This window comes from Saccharomonospora glauca K62, assembly GCF_000243395.2.
Classification (GTDB): domain Bacteria; phylum Actinomycetota; class Actinomycetes; order Mycobacteriales; family Pseudonocardiaceae; genus Saccharomonospora; species Saccharomonospora glauca.
Genome location: NZ_CM001484.1, coordinates 858,868 through 877,073, shown reverse-complemented (window position 1 = coordinate 877,073; position 18,206 = coordinate 858,868). Strand labels below are relative to the sequence as shown.

At 69.1% G+C, this 18,206-nt stretch carries 14 protein-coding genes; 7 read left to right on the top strand and 7 right to left on the bottom strand.

Features of this window, described 5'->3' with window-relative positions; genetic code table 11:
* Positions 1-3: 3 nt before the first annotated feature.
* Positions 4-1,002 (bottom strand): zinc-dependent alcohol dehydrogenase family protein, encoded by a 999-nt coding sequence (locus SACGLDRAFT_RS04230; RefSeq protein ID WP_005462037.1) that lies wholly within the window; start codon positions 1,000-1,002, stop codon positions 4-6.
* A 128-nt stretch (positions 1,003-1,130) separates the two neighbouring features.
* Here SACGLDRAFT_RS04230 and SACGLDRAFT_RS04225 point away from each other — a divergent pair, with 128 nt between their 5' ends.
* The 4 genes from SACGLDRAFT_RS04225 to SACGLDRAFT_RS04210 all read left to right on the top strand — a co-directional run bounded on the left by SACGLDRAFT_RS04225 (position 1,131) and on the right by SACGLDRAFT_RS04210 (position 5,774).
* On the top strand, positions 1,131-2,114 hold the full coding sequence (locus SACGLDRAFT_RS04225; protein ID WP_040918533.1) for a sugar-binding transcriptional regulator: 984 nt from the start codon (positions 1,131-1,133) through the stop codon (positions 2,112-2,114).
* Between the two features lie 138 nt (positions 2,115-2,252).
* Positions 2,253-3,719: a PQQ-dependent sugar dehydrogenase gene (locus SACGLDRAFT_RS04220; RefSeq protein WP_005462032.1), complete on the top strand. Its 1,467-nt coding sequence runs from the start codon at positions 2,253-2,255 to the stop codon at positions 3,717-3,719.
* Complete coding sequence (locus SACGLDRAFT_RS04215; RefSeq protein WP_005462030.1) at positions 3,716-4,675, top strand: LamG-like jellyroll fold domain-containing protein; 960 nt, start codon at positions 3,716-3,718, stop codon at positions 4,673-4,675. The genes SACGLDRAFT_RS04220 and SACGLDRAFT_RS04215 overlap by 4 nt, the downstream gene beginning before the upstream one ends.
* A gap of 154 nt (positions 4,676-4,829) precedes the next feature.
* Entirely contained in the window at positions 4,830-5,774 is a 945-nt protein-coding gene (locus SACGLDRAFT_RS04210; RefSeq protein ID WP_040918531.1) for an RluA family pseudouridine synthase, read from the top strand.
* Between the two features lie 18 nt (positions 5,775-5,792).
* Here the strand turns inward: SACGLDRAFT_RS04210 and SACGLDRAFT_RS04205 are convergent, their stop codons facing one another.
* From SACGLDRAFT_RS04205 to SACGLDRAFT_RS04195, 3 genes are all read right to left on the bottom strand, one after another.
* The gene (locus SACGLDRAFT_RS04205) at positions 5,793-8,276 is read right to left on the bottom strand and encodes a DNA gyrase/topoisomerase IV subunit A (RefSeq protein ID WP_005462027.1); all 2,484 of its coding nucleotides are present in this window, start codon (positions 8,274-8,276) and stop codon (positions 5,793-5,795) included.
* Positions 8,277-8,303: 27 nt separating this feature from the next.
* Positions 8,304-10,361 (bottom strand): DNA gyrase/topoisomerase IV subunit B, encoded by a 2,058-nt coding sequence (locus SACGLDRAFT_RS04200; protein ID WP_005462025.1) that lies wholly within the window; start codon positions 10,359-10,361, stop codon positions 8,304-8,306.
* Positions 10,362-10,505: 144 nt separating this feature from the next.
* Positions 10,506-11,537, bottom strand: a complete 1,032-nt coding sequence (locus SACGLDRAFT_RS04195) for a DNA polymerase IV (RefSeq protein ID WP_005462023.1) — start codon at positions 11,535-11,537, stop codon at positions 10,506-10,508.
* Positions 11,538-11,972: 435 nt separating this feature from the next.
* Between SACGLDRAFT_RS04195 and SACGLDRAFT_RS04190 the strand changes: the two genes are divergently transcribed.
* The 3 genes from SACGLDRAFT_RS04190 to SACGLDRAFT_RS04180 all read left to right on the top strand — a co-directional run bounded on the left by SACGLDRAFT_RS04190 (position 11,973) and on the right by SACGLDRAFT_RS04180 (position 14,391).
* Positions 11,973-12,893, top strand: a complete 921-nt coding sequence (locus SACGLDRAFT_RS04190) for a ribonuclease Z (RefSeq protein ID WP_040919577.1) — start codon at positions 11,973-11,975, stop codon at positions 12,891-12,893.
* A gap of 80 nt (positions 12,894-12,973) precedes the next feature.
* A complete protein-coding gene (locus SACGLDRAFT_RS04185; protein ID WP_005462019.1) occupies positions 12,974-13,243 on the top strand; it encodes a WhiB family transcriptional regulator in 270 nt (89 codons plus the stop codon).
* A gap of 371 nt (positions 13,244-13,614) precedes the next feature.
* On the top strand, positions 13,615-14,391 hold the full coding sequence (locus SACGLDRAFT_RS04180; protein ID WP_005462018.1) for a class I SAM-dependent methyltransferase: 777 nt from the start codon (positions 13,615-13,617) through the stop codon (positions 14,389-14,391).
* A 34-nt stretch (positions 14,392-14,425) separates the two neighbouring features.
* On the opposite strand, the gene SACGLDRAFT_RS04175 is transcribed toward SACGLDRAFT_RS04180, so the two are convergent.
* From SACGLDRAFT_RS04175 to SACGLDRAFT_RS04165, 3 genes are all read right to left on the bottom strand, one after another.
* Positions 14,426-15,790, bottom strand: coding sequence for a UDP-glucose dehydrogenase family protein (locus SACGLDRAFT_RS04175; RefSeq protein ID WP_005462016.1), 1,365 nt, complete (start codon positions 15,788-15,790; stop codon positions 14,426-14,428).
* Between the two features lie 93 nt (positions 15,791-15,883).
* Positions 15,884-16,828: an NAD-dependent epimerase/dehydratase family protein gene (locus SACGLDRAFT_RS04170; RefSeq protein WP_005462014.1), complete on the bottom strand. Its 945-nt coding sequence runs from the start codon at positions 16,826-16,828 to the stop codon at positions 15,884-15,886.
* A gap of 67 nt (positions 16,829-16,895) precedes the next feature.
* Positions 16,896-18,194 carry a hypothetical protein gene (locus tag SACGLDRAFT_RS04165; RefSeq protein WP_157608759.1) on the bottom strand — a complete coding sequence of 433 codons (1,299 nt, stop codon included), beginning with the start codon at positions 18,192-18,194 and terminating at the stop codon, positions 16,896-16,898.
* Positions 18,195-18,206 lie beyond the last annotated feature (12 nt).

Here is an 18,206-nt window from a genome sequence, read left to right as displayed (position 1 = left end):
CGCTCACTCCCCTCCCGGCACGACCTGGATCTTCAGTCCCGCGCCGCTCCGCATGAGGTCGAGCGCCTCGGGGAAACGCTCCAGCGGTAACGAATGAGTCACCAGCGCGTCGCTGTCGACGGCGCCTTGGGCGACCAGGTCGAGCGCCGCGCCGTAGCTGTGCAGGACCGCCATCGATCCCACGATGGTGATCTCGTCGTTGTAGATGCGGAACGGCGACAACGACACCCGGTCCTGCTCCGGCGCGACGCCGAACACCAGCAGCCGCCCGCCCCGGCGCAACTTGTCGAACGCCGCCTCGATGGCGGGAGCGGCACCGGTGCAGTCCACCGACACGTCGAACGTCTCGCCGTCCAACTCCGCGGCATCGGCCGCGACCGCAGCGGCGCCGAGGGACTTCGCGCGCGGCAGGCGGTCGGCGTTGCGATCCACCACGGTGACGTGGGCACCCGCGCGCTGGAGCAGCTGCTGCATGATCAGCCCCATCGTGCCCGCGCCCATGATCAGGAAGCGTTCCCCGGCCTCGACCCCGACCCGTCGGACGCCGTGCACCGCGCAGGACACCGGCTCCACCAGCGCTCCCTGCGCGTAGGTCATGTCGTCGGGCATGCGGTAGCAGGTGTCGGCGGGAACGGCGACGTACTCGGCGAACGCGCCGTTCACGGTGTCGCCCGTGGCCGCCCAGTTGTCGCAGAGGTTGCCGTGCCCGGCCCGACAGGGGCCGCAGTAACCGCAGAACAGGGACGGGTCGACGGCCACCCGGTCACCGACGGCCCAACCGCCGGGCGCCTCCGGTCCCACTTCCACGATCTCGCCCGAGAACTCGTGCCCCGGCACGATGGGGTAGGGGGTCGGCGGGAAATGACCGTCGGCGATGTGCACGTCGGTTCCGCAGATGCCGCACGCGCCCACCTTCACGACGACGTCTCGGGGGCCGGGCTTCGGGTCCGGCACGTCGCCAACCCTGACGGTTCCGGGTTGGTCCACGACAGCGGCACGCATACAAGCCACCTTCCATCCGCTCATATGAGCGGATATAGTATGCTCTCGACTCAGATGTGCAGGCATTGAACGACTTAATCGGACTCTTCGTCAACACTGATCCAATAAACCGGCTTTATAATGCTCATGTGAGCGCACGGAACCGTTCCTGGCCCTTACTCGACACGATCGAGGCCGCCACCATCGCCTACCGCTTCTACGTTCGCGGCGAAACGAAACTGGACATCGCCAACGACCTGGGGATAAGCCGCTTCAAGGTCGCTCGTCTCCTCGACAAGGCCCTGGAGAAGGGCCTCGTGCGAATCGAGTTCTCCCTGCCGGCCCCCATGGAGATCGGGGTGTCGGAGGAACTCCGTGCGGCGTACGGACTCCGCAACGTCCTCGTACTCGAACGAGCGAACAGAACCGAGTCCCGTCCCGAACTACGCCAGCGCATCGGCGCGCTCGCCGCGCAACTGTTGTCGGACATCGCCACCGAGGACGACGTCATCGGGCTTTCGTGGGCGCGGTCGGTGAACGTCATGACCGAGCACATCCGAGCGCTGCCCCGCTGCCCGATCGTCCAACTCTGCGGCGTGCACGCGAGAACCGATCGACGCGACCGCTCCGTGGAGACCGTCTCCCGGCTCGCGGGAGTGTCCGGCGGCGAGGCATACCCCATCTACGCGCCGCTCGTGCTACCCGATCGGCGCACCACGAACATCCTGCGCAGGCAACCGGGCATCGTCGAGACGTTCCGTCGTTTCCGCGACCTCACCAAGGCGGTGGTGAGCATCGGCGCCTGGCAAGCGGGAGAGTCCACTGTGTACGATGCGTTGCCGGAGGCCGAACGCGACTCCATTGCGCGCCGGGGCGCGATCGCCGAGATGACGGCCCTGCTGTTCGACGCCGACGGCAACGCACTCGACACCGGGCTCTCCCACCACGTCCTGGCCATCAGCCACGAGGAACTGCGGCGCGTGCCGGAGGTGATCGCCATCGGCTACACCACGCCGAAGGCGGAGGCCGTCGACGCGGTGCTGCGTTCGGGCATGGTGACCACTCTCGTCACCGACCACGACACGGCCCTGCGGGTCCTCGAACTGGCCGAACGCCGCCCACCCCGAACCTGATCCCGGCCCCTCGAGCAAACGAACCCGACCCGTTTCGACCTTTCCGCCACCTTGCCCTTCGTGTGATCACGTCGGTACCCTGGGCAGTCGTGCATGTGTGAAAGCGCTTTCAGGCCGCCATCACAGCGAGGTGAGCGAATGCCGAAGCTCGGACGACGTACCCTGACCGCCACCTCTGCCGCCGCCCTGTTCACGGCACTCCTGCTACCGCAGGCGAGCGCGCAGACCGACGAACCCATCGCCGACCCCCTCCCCGACGCGAAGGTCTCGGGCCTGGGCATCACGGTCGAGAAACTGTTCACCCTCCCGGAATCGGAACCGGAGGTTCCCCCGACCGACCCGCGTATCCAACGGTGGGCCCGCATCAACTACCTCGGCGAGCTTCCCGACGGCTCGGGCCGGTTCTACATCCCCGACCTCAACGGCCCCATGTACGTGGTCGACGACGGGGAGATCCACGAGTACCTCGACCTCAAGGCCGAGTTCTCGCCGGACTTCTGGGCGAGCCAGGGCATGGGCAGCGGGGCGGGTTTCATCACGTTCCACCCCGACTTCGAGGACAACGGCAAGGTCTACACCGTCCACACCGAGGCCCGTGACGCGTTGACCGACAAGGAACCGGACCTGCCCAACCGGCACGAGTCCGTGGTGCACAGCGTCATCACCGAGTGGACGGCCGACGACCCGTCCGCCAACACGTTCAGCGGCACCCGGCGCGAGATTCTGCGCCTGTCCTTCCCCACCTTCATCCACGCCGTCCAGCAGATCGGCTTCAACCCCACCGCGAGGCCCGGCGACCCCGACTACGGGCTGCTCTACCTCGCCGTGGGTGACGGCGGCGCGGGCGTCTACAGCGACGTCCCCCAGGACCTCTCGGTCCCGGCGGGCAAGATCCTGCGCATCGACCCGCTGGGCGACGACAGCGCCAACGGCGAGTACGGCATCCCCGAGTCGAACCCGTTCGTCGGGCGCGACGACGCGTTGGGCGAGATCTACGCCTACGGACTGCGTGACCCGCACCGCTTCAGCTGGGACTCGCGAACCGGGAAGATGTACCTGGGCAGTATCGGAGAGCACCAGGTCGAGTCGATCTACGAGGTGCGCGCGGGCGACAACTTCGGCTGGAGCGAGCGCGAGGGGCCGTTCGTCTACAAGTGGGCCTCCGAGGGATGCGCGGTCTACCCGCTGCCGCCGAACGACCGTCGTTACGGCTACACCTACCCCGTCGCGGCGTACGATCACGACGCGCCGGAGGGCTACTGCAGCGACGTGGGTCGCGCCGTGATCGGTGGCTTCGTCTACCGCGGTGACGACGTACCGCTGCTGCGGGGCAAGTACCTATTCGGCGACGGCGTCGACGGCCGGCTGTTCTACACGAACGCGCACCAGATGCACCGGGGCGTGAAGGACCGCACCGACCTCGCACCGCTCTACGCGATGCGTATCTACGACGCCGACGGCGACGTGCTGACGATGCGGGACCTGGCCGGTGACGAGCGGGTGGACCTGCGGTTCGGTACCGACTCCGAGGGCGAGCTCTACATCCTCTCGAAGGCCAACGGCACGGTCTGGAAGGTGACCGGCGCCCAGTGGAGGAAGCCGTGAGAGCGACCAGGGGCGCGCTCGCACTGACCGTCGTGCTCGGGACCGCCTCCGTCCTGCCGGGGCTCGCGTCGGCGGTCCCCGGCGACGGAGGCGGCACGGAAGCGGTGTTCCCGCCGCTGCGGGCGTCGCTCGTGGCCCACTACGACTTCGAGCACCCGCTGCCGGGAGACCCCGCGAAGGAGGTCGACCTCGGTCGCTCGGGCACGACGCTGGAGCTGGTCAACGGTGGCGCCGGGATGCGGGTCCGCGACGGAGCGCACGCGGGCAGTCGCCGGTCCCTCGAAACCCGGCAGGTCTCCCCCACCGAGGCGGGCAACGACGACTGGAAGGCCGGGGTGTTCGACGTGGACGGCGTCGAGAGCCTGCGTGCCTTCGGCTCCGCCACCGAGGCCACGGTGGCGGGCTGGGTGAAGGTGACCGGCGACCTTCCGGCTCCCGACTCCACGACCCCCGAGGAAGGCGACCGCTACAACGCCGTGGGCCTGGCCGGGGTCCTGTCGGGAGACTCGGATGGCCACGGGGTCCGAGCTCTGCTGGAGCTCATCGAGGTGGACGGGGAACTCCGGCTCGTCGCCCTGGGCCGCCGCCTCGACGGCGGGGAGTCGCAGACGTTCGCCGCGGCACAGGACTGGCGGACGTTGCTGCCCCGCGGCGAATGGGTGTTCCTGACCGCGACGTTCGACTTCGACGACGGGACGATGGCGCTCTACCGCAACGGACGTCCGCTGCCGGGTTTCTACACCCGCGACGACGATCCCTGGGAGGTGGAGGGCCCGCCGGAGCCCGACCGGACGTCGGACACCGCACCACGCGGTATCAAGATCGGAGGAAGCTACCCACAGAACACCGAGGAACGCAATCCGTGTGACTGCCGGTTCGACAGCCTCATGTTCTTCGACCGAGCACTCACCCCCGCCGAGGTACTCAAGCAGTACCACTGGATGACCCGCCGCTGAACCCCCACATCGTGTCCGCAGGCTACGTACGGGTGTTCGCACTTGTGGTACGCGTGTTCGCGCCGCACGATGCGAACACCCGTACGCCAAGTGCGGACACGCGTGCACAACCTGCGGACACGGTGGCGGGGTGGTCCCCGATACAGTGCGGGCCATGAGACGTGGGCGCAGACCGCCTTCCCCCTTGCCGCAACGCGACGGGCTCGATGCCGCCCGCATCCGGCTTCCCGCCCGCGGGCCCTGGGAGACGGTGCGCGACTATCTCGTGGTCAAGCTCAACCGCCTGGCACCCGAACGCATCGACGAGATGCTCCGGCAGGGGCGCTTCGTCACTCTCGACGGCCCCGTCGCACCCGACGCGAAGTTCCTGCCGAACGCCCTCGTCTGGTTCCACCGCGAGTTGCCCGACGAGGTGCCGGTGCCGTTCGAGATCGAGGTCGTGTACTCCGACAACGACATCGTCGTGGCCGACAAGCCGCACTTCCTCGCCACCACTCCGCGCGGCGGCCACGTGCGACAGACGGCGTTGGTACGCCTGCGCCACGCCCTCGGGATCACCGACCTCACGCCGGTGCATCGGCTCGACCGCGTCACCGCGGGCCTGGTGTTGTTCGTGACCCGGCGGGAACTCCGCGCGCCCTACCAACAACTCTTCCAACAGCGCCTGGTCCGCAAGGAGTACGAGGCGATCGCGCCGTACGACCCCGACCTGGAGCTGCCGCGCACGGTGCGCAGCCGCATCCTCAAAAAGCGCGGCGTCCTGCAGGCCCGCGAGGTGCCGGGCGCGCCCAACGCCGAGACCCACGTGGACCTGCTCGACCACACCGACGAGCTCGGCCGGTACCGGCTGCGGCCCACCACCGGCCGCACCCACCAGCTTCGCGTGCACATGACGAGCCTGGGCGTGCCGATCCTCGGCGACACCTTCTACCCCGAGGTCCGCGAGACCGCGCCCGACGACTTCACCCGGCCGCTCCAGCTGCTCGCCAAGGTCCTCGAATTCGACGACCCGCTCACGGGCGAGCGACGTCGTTTCGAGAGCCGACGGAAGCTGGCGGCGTGGTCGGACTTCCCGGCGTGGCTGTCCGGGCGGGCCTGAACGACCCGCCCGGCCTCGTCACGGTCGTTCGATCTGGCGACCCACCACGTCCGGTCCGGGATGCGCGGCACCGGAACCGTCCCGCCTCGGGTCCACCTCGGGCAGCTCGACGGCCTCGCCCCGCTTCGACGAGCCCACGGGTCGGGGTCCGACCCACGCGAGCACGAGTCGGTTCTCGCCCTTGAGGAAACGGTGTGCGCGCACCCCACCGGTGGCCCGGCCCTTGGCCGGGTACTGCGAGAAGGGCGTGACCTTCACGGTCTCGCCGGTGGCCGTCACCACCAGGGGCTCGCCGTGCTCGGGATCGTCGGTGCGCACGGCCCCGAAGAACACCACCTCGGCGTCCTTGCCCAGGTTGATGCCGGCGACCCCACCACCGCGCAGTCCTTGCGGCCGCACCAGCGACGCGTCGTACCTCAGCAGCGCCGCCTGCGACGTCACGAACGTCAACGTCTCCGCCCCGTCGGTGAGCCACGTGGCACCGACGACCTCGTCACCGTCCTTGAGGCTGATGACGTCGAACTCGTCGGCACGCACCGGCCAGTCGGGAGCGCAGACCTTCACCACGCCCTTCCGGGTACCGAGGGCGAGTCCCGGCGAGCCTTCCGCCTGCTCGCCGAGCGGCGCGAGCCCCACCACCCTCTCGTCGCCCTCCAGGGGCACGAGTTCGCGCACGGTCATTCCGCCGCGCAGCGACACGGTGCCGGACGACTCCGGCAGCACGGGCAGCGGCAACACGTCGGTCTTGAATGCCCGACCCCGGTTGGTCACGAGCAGGACCTGACCTCGGGCCGTGGTGTGCACCATTGCGGCGATCGCGTCGTGCCTCGCCCGGCCGCTGCGACGACGTCCCTCGACGGCCTCCTCCGACTCGGCCGCCGTCCTGGCCACAAGGCCGGTGGCCGACAGGATCACCTGGCACGGGTCGTCCGCCACCTCCAGCGGACCCGCGGGCTTCGAGGCCTCCAGCACTTCCTTGAGGTCACCGTCGATGAGGGAGGTACGGCGGGGCCTTCCGAATTCCTTGGCCACCGCGGCCAGTTCCTTCGAGACGACGCGCTTGAGCACCTTCTCGTCGTCGAGGATGGCCGACAGTTCGGCGATCTCGTCGCGCAGTCGCTCCTGCTCGGCCTCCAGTTCGAGCTTGTCGTACTTGGTGAGCCGGCGCAGCGGCGTGTCGAGGATGTAGGCGGCCTGGGTCTCCGACAGCTTGAACCGCTTCATCAGGCCCTCCTTGGCGGCCTGCGCGTTCTCGCTGCCCCGGATCAGCTTGATCACCTTGTCGATGTCGAGCAGGGCGATCAGCAGGCCCTCGACGAGGTGCAGGCGCTCCTCGCGCTTGCGACGCCGGTAGCGTGTGCGCCGCGTGACGACCTCGTATCGGTGGGCGAGGAAGACCTCCAGCAGTTCCTTCAGCCCCAGCGTGCGCGGCTGCCCGTCGACCAGCACCAGGTTGTTGATGCCGAACGACTGCTCCAGCGGCGTGAGCCGGTAGAGGTCGGCGAGCAGCGCCTGCGGGTTGACGCCCACCTTGCACTCGATCACGAGCTTCGTGCCGTTCTCGCGGTCGGTGAGGTCCTTGACGTCGGCGATGCCGGTGAGTCGCTTGGTCTTGTTGACCTCGTCGGTGATGCGTTCGATCACCTTCTCGGGTCCGACGCCGTAGGGCAGTTCGGTGACGACGATGCCCTGCCTCCGGCTGCCCTCGATGGGACCGGTGGTGACCTTCGCGCGCATCCGCACGACCCCGCGCCCGGTCTCGTAGGCCTTGCGCACCTGGTCGAGGCCGAGCAGTTGCCCGCCCGTGGGCAGGTCGGGGCCGGGGACGAACTCCATGAGCTTGTCCAGCGAGGCGTTCGGGTGGTTGATGAGCCACCGAGCCGCGGCCACGACCTCGCCGAGGTTGTGCGGGATCATGTTGGTGGCCATGCCGACCGCGATGCCCGACGTGCCGTTGACGAGCAGGTTCGGGAACGCGGCGGGCAGCACCGACGGCTCGGCGAGCGATCCGTCGTAGTTCGGCCGGAAGTCGACGGTCTCCTCACCGAGCTCGCCCACGAGCAGCATCGCCTCGGGCGACATGCGGGCCTCGGTGTACCGCGAGGCGGCCGGGCCGTCGTCCGGGCTTCCGAAGTTCCCGTGCCCGTCCACCAGGGGCACGTTCATGGAGAAGTCCTGCGCCAACCGCACCATGGCGTCGTAGATCGCCGTGTCGCCGTGCGGGTGGTAGCGGCCCATCACGTCGCCCACCACGCGGGAGGACTTCACGTACGCGTGGTTCGGCCGGTACCCGTTCTCGTGCATCGAGTAGAGGATGCGGCGGTGCACCGGCTTCAGGCCGTCGCGTGCGTCGGGCAGCGCGCGGGAGTGGATGACCGAGTAGGCGTACTCCAGGTACGAGTCCTCGATCTCGGTCTTCACCGGGTTGTCGAAGACCCGCGCGCCCGCTTGGTCGAAGGCGGAGGGGTCGACGCGGGTGGTCGAGTTCTTGCGCCGTGCCATGACTTAGTCGTCGCTTTCCTGTCCTCGTCAGATGTCGATCGCGGCCTGGTCGACCCGCGCGGCCGAGGTGATGAGCCACTTGCGGCGGGGTTCGACCTTCTCGCCCATGAGCAGTTCCAGCGCGGCCTCGGCGGCGTCGGCGTCGTCCAACGTGATGCGCCGCACCGAGCGCGTGGCCGGGTTCATCGTGGTCTCCCACAGCTCGTCGGCGTCCATCTCGCCGAGCCCCTTGAACCGGGGAACCGGTTTGACGACCTGCTTGCCCGCCTGCTCCAGCTCGGCGACCTTCGCCTCCATCTCACGCTCGGTGTAGGTGTAGAAGGTCTCCGGGTTGCGGCCCTTCGTGACGATCTTGTGCAGCGGCGGCATGGCCGCGTACAGCCTGCCCTCGGAGATCACCGGGCGCATGTACCGCGCGAAGAGCGTGATCAGCAGCGTCCGGATGTGCGAGCCGTCGACGTCGGCGTCGGCCATGAGGATCACCCGGCCGTAGCGCATCGCGGAGATGTCGAACGTACGGCCGGTCCCGGCGCCGAGCACCTGCACGATCGAGGCGATCTCGGCGTTCTTGAGCGCCTCGCCGAGGTTGGCTTTCTGAACGTTGAGGATCTTGCCGCGCAACGGCAGCAACGCCTGGTACTCCGACACGCGCGCCATCCGCGCCGAACCGAGCGCGCTGTCACCCTCCACGAGGAACAGCTCGCTGCGGGCCACCCCGGTGCTGCGGCAGTCCACGAGCTTCGGCGGCATGGCCGCGCCTTCGAGAGCGGTCTTGCGGCGAGCGGCGTCCTTCTGCTGCTTCTGGGTCAGCCGCACCCGCGAGGCATCGACGATCTTCTGCAGGACCGTCTTGACCTCGGCCCGCGTCCTACGGTTGTCGGCCCACGCCTTGAGGTGTTTCTCGACGAGTCCCTGCACCACCTTGGTGATGCCCGCGGTGGACAGCTCGTCCTTGGTCTGGGAGGTGAACTGCGGTTCCGGGATACGTACGTGCACGACCGCGGTGAGGCCCTCGCACACGTCGTCGAGGATGGGCAGGTCCTCCTTGGCCTTGAGCAGCCCGCGGGTCCGGGAGATCGCGTCGTGCACCGCGCGCACCAGTCCGCGCTCGAAGCCCTTGCGGTGCGTTCCACCGTGGACGTTGCGAATGGTGTTGGTGAAGCACTCGACGGTGCGCTCGTAGCCGGTGCCCCAGCGCAGCGCCACCTCGACCTCGGCCCGACGCTCCACGTTGGACTGCATGACACCGTTGGCATCGGCGGCGTTCTCCTTGTAGGTGCCCTCGCCGGTGATGACCTGGGTGTCGCACACGGCGCGGTCGCCCGCAGGAGCGAGGAACTCCACCATGTCCGCGAGGCCGTTCGGGTAGTGGAAGGTCTCCTCGTTGATGGCCGAGTCGGTGGCGGTGCGCAGCACGTACGTGACGCCGGGCACGAGGAACGCGGTGTGGCGCAGCTTCGTGCGCACCAGCTCCACGTCCAGCGCCGCACCCTTCTCGAAGTAGCGGGCGTCGTGCCAGTAGCGGATGGTGGTGCCGGTGGACTCCCCGCGCTTCATCTTCCGTACGAAGCGCAGCCCGGACTGCGGCGTGAACTTCGCCTTCGGGCCGGGGCCGTCGAAGACGCCGGGCACGCCTCGGGCGAACGACATCTCGTGGACCTTGCCGCCCCGCCGGACCGTGACGTCGAACCGCAGCGACAGCGCGTTGACGGCCGAGGCGCCCACCCCGTGCAGGCCACCGGAGGTCTTGTACCCGGAGCCGCCGAACTTGCCGCCGGCGTGCAGGCGGGTCAGCACGAGTTCCACACCGCTCAGTCCCGACTTGGCGTGGACGTCGGTGGGGATGCCACGACCGTCGTCGGCCACCTCCACACTGCCGTCGGCGTGCAACGTCACCACGATCTTCGTCGCGTGACCCGCGACACCTTCGTCGGTGGAGTTGTCGACGATCTCCGTGAACAGGTGGTTGACCCCGCGACTATCGGTGGACCCGATGTACATGCCGGGCCGCTTGCGCACCGCTTCGAGACCTTCGAGGTGCGTGAGGTCATCGGCCCCGTAGAGGTTCTCAGCAGAGGCAGTCACGTGGTCGCTCTCCCAGGTCGTGATACGCGGAATCGTGACGGACGCGCCGAGCAGTTTCGGTCAACTGTTCGAGTGCCGCATCAGCGTAGTGCAGGGTAACGACAGCGGCGACGCGCGTGTGGTGCAACGCCGGTGTGTCCGGTGTCATTCCCGGACGAACTCCGCCCGCACGCCGAGCAGCCTCACGGGACGGTCCACCGTGAAGCGTCCGAACGCCTCCTCGGCGGCACGTACCAGCACCGCGGCGTCCCTCGTGGGCACGGGCAACGTCACACCGTGTGTCTGCGTGACGAACGGTGCGAAACGGACCTTCACGGCGACGCGTGCGGCGAGCCGCCCCTCGGCGGCGACGTCGTCCGCCACCCTGGCGGCCAAACGCGCGAGCTGGACGCGAAGTTCCCCCACGTCGGCGACGTCCCGCTGGAACGTCGTCTCGCGCCCGCGGGACTTCGGCACGTACGGCGTGGCCGTGACCTCCCGGTCGCCCAGGCCGTGAGCCAGGGCACGGAAGTACGGCCCGAGCGTGGGACCGAATTCCGCCGCCAACACGCCCCGGTCGGCCGCGGCCAAGTCGTCGACGGTGGTGATGCCGAGTTCGGCGAGCTTGTGGCGAGTCCTGGCCCCCACGCCCCACAGCGCGTCGGGAGGTCGATCCCCCATGACCTCTCCCCAGTTTTCCCTGGTCAGGCAGTACACCCCGCCCGGTTTGGCGAAGCCAGTGGCGAGTTTGGCGGTGTGCTTGTTGTCGCCGATCCCCACCGCGCACGACAATCCCGTACGGTCGGCCACCGCCCGCCGGACCTCCCTCGCCAGCGACCACGGATCGTCGGTTCGCGCCCCGAGGAACGCCTCGTCCCAGCCCGCGACCTCGACCACCACCGGAAATTCCCGCAGCACCGCCATCACCCGCTCGGAGACCTCCTCGTACGCGGGCGGGTCGGAGGCGAGGAACACCGCGTCGGGACAGCGGCGGGCGGCCGTGCGCAACGGCATGCCGGAGTGCACGCCGTACTCCCTGGCCTCGTAGGAGGCGGTGGCCACCACCCCGCGTTGGGTCGGATCGCCCGCCCCTCCGACGACGACGGGTCTGCCTTTCAGCTCGGGATGCCGCGCGACCTCCACCGCCGCGATGAACTGGTCGAGGTCCACGTGCAGCACCCAGTCCGTTGTGGACACGTCAGGCAGTATGTGCCTCCCGCGCCGAGTCGGCCAGCCCACGCGAAAAAGGTGGGTAGAACGGCGGGTCGCCGGGGTACCCGTCCGGGTGAGGTGGACAGCGGACGAGGGAAGGAGACCCATGGCACAGCTCGTCCGGGAGCTGACGCCCCGGGGGGCCGTCGCCCCGGTCGGCGATGCTCCCGTGCGCGACGCCGCCCGCAGAAGGCGCGACGACCTCGACGAGGACGTGACTCACCCGGACGACGAGGTCGGTGACGGTGGCGTCGGGGCGTTCCGGGTCCGCCGGACGCCGAGTGCCCGCCGTGGCACGGGGCAGCCCTCCTCGCGAGGGAGGTCTCCGCGGCACGAAAGGACCGCTGACCGAGGTCGGGTGCGGAACAGCACTCGGGAAATCGGATGCGGCGGCCACCGTCCACGCCGTACCGTCGTCGCGTGTCGAACCGTGAGCTGATCGTGCTGGGCACCGGGAGTCAGGTGCCGTCCCGCGCGCGTAACCACAACGGTTACCTCCTGCGCTGGGACTCGATGGGCTTGCTGTTCGACCCCGGCGAGGGAACGCAACGGCAGCTGATCTTCGCCGGTGTGCCCGTGAGCGCGATCAACCGGATCTGCCTCACGCACTTCCACGGCGATCACTGCCTCGGGGTGCCCGGTGTCGTGCAGCGCCTGTCGCTGGACGGCGTGGAGCGGGTGCACGCGCACTACCCGGCGTCCGGGCGGGCGTACTTCGAGCGGCTGCGCCACGCGAGCGTGTTCCACGAGACGACCGAGCTGGTGGAGCGGCCCATCGGCGGGGACGGCGTGGTGGCGGACGGCGAGTTCGGCGAGCTGTCGGCCCTGCGTCTCGACCACCCCGTCGAGGCGTACGGATACCGGCTCGTCGAACCTGATGGGCGGTCCCTGGTGCCGCGACTGTTGCAGCGTCACGGCGTCCACGGCCCCGACGTCGGGACCCTGCTGCGGGAGGGCTCGCTCACCGTCGGTGGGAACACTGTGACCGTCGAGGACGTGAGCGTGCCGCGCAGCGGGCAGAAGTTCGCGTTCGTGATGGACACCCGGCTGTGCGACAACGCCTTCGCGCTCGCCGAGGACGCCGACCTGCTGGTGATCGAGGCCACGTTCCTCGACTCGGAAGCGGACCTGGCCGAGCGGTACGGGCACCTGACGGCCCGGCAGGCCGCGCGGGTGGCACGAGAAAGCGGCGTCCACACGCTGGTCCTGGCACATTTCTCACAACGATATTCGAATATGGCCGAGTTCCGCGCCCAAGCGGCAGAGGTATTCGACGGCGAACTCGTCATCGCGCATGATCTCGCGCGAATTCCGGTGCCGCGGAGGTCACGCCCGGAATAAGCGAACGACGACAGCGCGTTGCCTCTACGGGCTCGCCGACCCGAAAGCCCGAAAAGATCGAGAAAGGAGGCGGCACGCCTATGACGAATAGTGAGTGGTGGCACAGTGCCGCCTGCCGCGACGAAGATCCCGAACTGTTCTTCCCCATCTCGGACATGGGACCGGGCGCACAGCAGACCGCTCGCGCGAAGGCGGTGTGCGCACGGTGTCCCGTTCGGGACGCATGCCTCAACCATGCCTTGGAAAACGGCTTGGACCACGGCATATTCGGTGGTCTGACCGAGCACGAACGGCGCGCCCTCGTCCACCGGAATCGCCGGGCCGACCGAGTCGAGGACGAGGCCGCCTGACGTTGTGAGGCACGTCATCCGGCAAGCGGAAACACCGACGCCCTGATCGGTGTTGAATCCGGTGCCGGTGCGCATTGACTGTCCCCGGGCCCCATCTCAATTGCCTTCGCGGAATACCGTTCGGCTGGAGCCGCGTCGCGCCTTTCGCCGCGAGGCGACGAATGCGTACCGGTGCTTTCTCCTCCAGGCACGCCCCCGGTTTCGGCCGGGGGCGTGCCTGTTTTCTCCCGTATCCTCCCCACTCGGCTCCCCGGTACGCGGCCTTCCGCCACGGGAGTGACCGCGTGGCGTCACCACCTCGACACCCTTGTACATTACGGTCGGGACACAGCGGGATAACGGATCTACTCGACTGGAGCACGGGAGGGCACGTGCCGACGGAAAAGTCCCACCTCGAACCCCACGACGATCCCCAACGAGACGGTGACGCGGCGCCCGATTCGACGTCCGCGTTCACCGCGGCCACGGGCCGGGACCTGGAGGCCGACCACGGCAAGCCGCGCTACCTCGCCTACCAGAGAGAGCTCATCCGACCTCACTGTGGACGTACCGTGCTGGAGGTCGGTGCGGGGCTCGGCGAGTTCGCCTCCGGTTTCACCGGCTTCGACCGCTACGTCGTCACCGACGTCGACTCCGGCGCCGTGCGAAAGCTGAAGGAACGGTTCCGCGACCGGCCCGAGGTGGAGGTACAGCAGTACGACATCGACGGCGGCACCAAGCTCGACCGGCCGGTGGAGACGCTGATAGCGATCAACGTCCTGGAGCACATCGAGGACGACATCAGCGCCCTGCGCCGGCTTTCGGAGTCGCTGACCCCGAAGGGCAACATCGTCCTGTTCGTCCCCGGCTACCAGCAGCTCTACGGCGAGTTCGACCGCAAGGTGGGCCACTTCCGTCGCTACACCCCCACGACCGTCGCCGCCACCGCGCGGGAGGCCGGACTCGTGGTGGAGACCGCCCGACCGGTGAACTTCCTGGGCGCCTTCGCCTGGTGGGCCGCCGTGCGCAAGGGCGGCACCACCTCTCCGAATCCACGGCTGGTCTCGCTCTACGACCGTTTCGTGGTCCCGGTCACCAGGGCGATCGAGAAGTACCTGCCCGTGCCCTTCGGCCAGTCGGTGCTCTGCGTGGCCCGCAAGCCCGGTTGACGGTCCCCCGCGACCGTGCGGGCAAGGCCGGCCGTCAGGTCGCCGACACGACCGGCCGCCCCAGCGCCCGGTACGTCCAGCCGTGAGCACACCAGTCGCGCGCGTCGAGGACGTTGCGGCCGTCCACGATGTTGCGCGCGTGAACCACCTCGCTCAGGGCACGGGGCGACACGTGACGGAACTCGTCCCACTCCGTCAGGTGCACGATCGCGTGAGCACCGACCGCGGCGTCCGTGGCCGAGTCGGCGTACGACAACTGCGGGTGTGCCTTGCGCGCCTTGTCCATGGCTTGCGGGTCATAGACGACCACGGTCGCGCCCACGTCGTGCAGCGCCGCGGCGATCCACAGTGCCGGTGAGTCCCGGATGTCGTCCGAGTCCGGTTTGAACGCGGCACCCCACACAGCGATCCGCTTGTCGGCCACGTCCCCACCGCAGGCCTCCACGGTCAGGGACACGGCACGACGACGGGTGGCGAGGTTGATCGCGTCGATACTCCGGAGGAACCCCAGCGACTCCAGCCCGAGTTTCTCGGCCGTCGCCGCGAACGCCCGAAGGTCCTTGGGCAGGCAGCCCCCGCCGAAACCGATTCCGGGGCTGAGATAGCCGCCGCCGATGCGTCGGTCGTGAGCGAGGGCCTCCGCCAGCTGTTTCACGTCCGCCCCGGTGACCTCGCAGACCTCCGCCACCGCGTTGAGAAACGAGATCTTCGTCGACAGGAACGCGTTGGCGCTGACCTTCACCAGCTCCGCGGTCGCGTAGTCGGTGACCACCACGGGCACCCCCGCGGCGATCACCTCGGCATACACGCGGCGGAGGAGCCGAAGGCCCTCGCTCTCGGGTTCCCGGCCGGGCCTCTCCCGCACCCCGAAGACGATCCGGTCCGGACGGAGCGTGTCCCGGACGGCGTTGCCCTCCCGCAGGAACTCGGGATTCCAGATCAGTTCCGGGTCGGCTCCGGCCGGGGCGTGCGCGGCCAGCAGCTCGACCACGTCGGCCGCAGTGCCCACCGGCACCGTCGACTTGCCCACGACGACGCAGCGGCCGACGAGATGAGGGGTCAGCCGCTCGACCGCGGAGAACAGGGAGGACAGGTCCGCGTCCTCGGAGTGCGCCTGCTGGGGAGTTCCCACGCACAGGAAGTGCACGACGCCGTCCGAGGCGGCCGCGCCGAACTCGGCGATGTCGGCGTACGACGTGGTGAAGCGCAGCCGCCCGGTGGCGGTGTGGGTGGACACGAGCTCGCTCAGCCCCGGCTCGTAGAAGGGCAGCGAACCGGCCGACAGCATCGCGACCCGCTCCGCGTCGGAGTCCAGCCCCAGCACCTCGAAACCCAGCTCGGCCATGCAGGCGGCATGGGTCACGCCCAAGTACCCGAGACCAATGACGGTGATGCGCATCGCGACGTGTTTCCTTTCCCCTGAGGCGAATCGACCTCACGCCCAGCTCTCACGCGGGCCGCCGGACCGGGAGCCCGTTCGACCGCAGCTCCGTCACCCGTTCCGCGCGGCGGCGATCGTCAACCGCAGCCCCTGCTCCAGGCCCACCGTGGGGCGCCAGGACAACGCCGAGGTGGCCCGCGTGATGTCGGGACACCGCCGCTGGGGGTCCTCCGGCGGCAACGGCACGAAGACCATGTCGTCGGGCTTTCGCCCGCAGAGCGAGAGCACGGTCCGGGCGAGTTCGAGCACGGTGATCTCGTGCGGGTTGCCGATGTTCACCGGGGCGGACTCGTCGCTGTCCAGCAGCGCCAGCAGACCGGCCACCGTGTCGTCGACGTAGCACAACGAGCGGGTCTGCTCGCCTTTCCCGGCCACGGTCAACGGCTCCCCGGCGAGGGCCTGCCGGACGAAGGTCGGGACGACACGGCCGTCCTCGCTGTCCATGCGCGGTCCGTAGGTGTTGAAGATGCGGGCGATCCGCGTCTGGAGGCCGAACGTCGCCGAGTAGGCGGTCACCAGTGCCTCGGCGAAGCGTTTCGCCTCGTCGTACATGCTCCGGGGCCCGACGGGATTGACGTTGCCGTGGTAGTCCTCGCGCTGCGGGTGGACCTGCGGGTCCCCGTACACCTCGGACGTGGACGTGAGCAGGAAGCGCGCACCGTGTCGCCGCGCGACGTCGAGGCTGTGGCGAACCCCGGTCGACCCGGCCGCCAACGTCTCCAGCGGGTAACGCCGATACGCTCTCGGCGACGCGGGCGACGCCAGGTAGTACACCGCGTCCACCGGCTCCGGGATCTCGAAGTCGGCGGCATCGGCCTGGAGGAACGTGAAGTCGGGGTGGTCTTCGCACTGCGCGAGGTTCTCGACGCGCCCGGTGAGCAGGTTGTCGACGCAGTAGACCCGATCGCCTCGTGCCAACAGTCGGTCGACGAGGTGGCTGCCGATGAACCCGGCCCCTCCGACCACGAGGGCACAGCGCTGCGATTGTTGGTGCATCACACCGTCACCTTCTTGATTGCTGACTGCCGTTGACGAAGCCGCGATCGAGTGCCGGACGTTCCCGTCAGTCGACGTCGCCCGCGGCGCTCACCAGGGCGTCCCGCATGGCCGCGACGATGGACTCCGGCTCCGGCAGGGCACTGGAGGCTGCCTCCACCAGGACCTCGGCGCGCTCAACGCCCAGCGGGTAGATCGTGATCCACACGCTCGCCGCGGAAGGGATGGGTTCCTTGCTGGGTGGCTTGAGAGGCTCCAGTTCCTTCCCCGTCAACGAACGGCCACGAACCTCCCGGTCGAGCACCAGCGGCGGGGACACGGGCACGTGGTCGATGGCGAAGCGCCGCTGGGTGAACAGCCCTTCCTCCCGCAACGTCTCGCCGAACAGCGGAGGCGACTCCCTGCCGAGGCGCCACTGATCCTCCAGCGTGCGGTCGGCGGGGACCGCGGGAGTCACGTGCGCCTCCGTGAGGGGGCCGAAGACCCGGAAGTCGGCGCGCCGGGTCCGTCCGTGGTGCATGGTGATGGAGGGCTGTGGTCCCCGCGAGTTCCGGGTCGCGGCGAGGATCGCCGCGGCCACCCAGATTTCGGCCGGGTTGGTGCCGTACCGCTGCGCCAGCACATTGGCGGCACGGGTGGCGCGAGGCTCGACCGGGAAGACGTGATGAGTGTCCAACAGGAACGCGCGATCGGGGTCCGGGCCGTCCTTTTCGAACAGGGTGGGCGGCCCCGGCGGTGTCGTGTCGGCCAGCAGCTCCCGCCAGCGGTCCAGGTTCCGGCGGCGCGTGGGGGCGTCGGGAAGCCGGTCGAGGAAGTCCGCGAACCCGCCCAGCGGGCGTAGTTCCAGCGGCTTGCCGGCACGCAGCAGGCGATGTGCCATCGCGAACCTTCTGACGAGCAACGCCAACGACCAACCGTCACCGACGGTGTGGTCCACGACGATGGTGAGCAGGGTGTTCTCACCGTCCCGCACGACCCGCAGCCACGCCGTCGGCGCTCCGGGAGCGCAGTGCCGTCCGGTGACGAGCGGGTCGACCAAGGCGACGACATCGGGGTGCAACGCCCCGTCGGCGAAGGCCTTCGGAACCGAGTGGACGTCGAACCCGGCGGGCACGGGCGCGAGCCGCTCCGTGAGGACGCGATCGCCCACCCGACGCAGCCGGAAGTTCAACGTGTCGATGTCGGCGGTGGCCGCCCGCCACGCCGTCCGGAGCTGGTCGAGGTCCACCTCCGCGGTCACCGTGTAGATGTCCCACAACGGCTCCTGCGGATGAGAGACGAGATAGCCCTGCTCGTCGACCTCTCCGAGCTGCCCGACCCGCCTCTGGAAGCCGTAGGCGGGGCGACTGAACGGTTCTTCGCTCACACTGTCCCCTTG